A 649-nucleotide genomic window follows, 5' to 3' on the forward strand; every position below is an offset into this window, starting at 1 on the left:
TAACTTACGGAATTACCATAATAGCAATAATAGACACCGATTTTGAGTGTGGCTCAGGCATAAATTTGGATTCTGATTAATGTATACATCTTCAAGTGGTTCTATGAAATTGGTATACATTAATCAATAGGGGGAGGTGATTTTCGTTACAGAGTCACGCGTTGCGAATCACTCTTAAATGCTTTGTTAGAGCACTTTGCTCTGTGTCACCAAGTCAAAAGCTTCGTTAACTTTTTTCCCAAGCGAAATCTGTTTGATTCCTGCAGGAACATGTAAGAACAGTGGAAAAATAGCCCAAAAAAAGAATAGCCCAATAACAACAAACAACCATCCACCTACTACTTGGGCATCATACTTACCAAATACTCCCTTTGTGTGGTTATTGTAAGCATAGGCAATAAACTTACCTGTTTTTGAGTCCCGCTCGCCGACAACAGTAACTTCATCATTACGATTAATAACCCAAGCATCAGATACTTGAAGTTCGATTACACAATTATTTTCACTTAATTCAAACTGTACCTTGGTTTTAGTGACCGCTTTGAAATTAATAACCTTACCAACTAATTTATCTAACATTATTTTGTTAACTCTATGTTACTTTACTAGGAGTGCTCTAACGCCCTGTTAAGGGGTGAGCAACGCAATA

Annotated in this window: 1 protein-coding gene; it reads right to left on the reverse strand. The window is 36.8% G+C overall.

The features are described 5' to 3' along the window. Positions 1-186: 186 nt before the first annotated feature. The gene (locus tag R7Z77_RS26185) at positions 187-579 is read right to left on the reverse strand and encodes a hypothetical protein (protein WP_000884724.1); all 393 of its coding nucleotides are present in this window, start codon (positions 577-579) and stop codon (positions 187-189) included. Positions 580-649 lie beyond the last annotated feature (70 nt).

It is taken from the genome of Vibrio sp. 1401 (assembly GCF_033340295.1).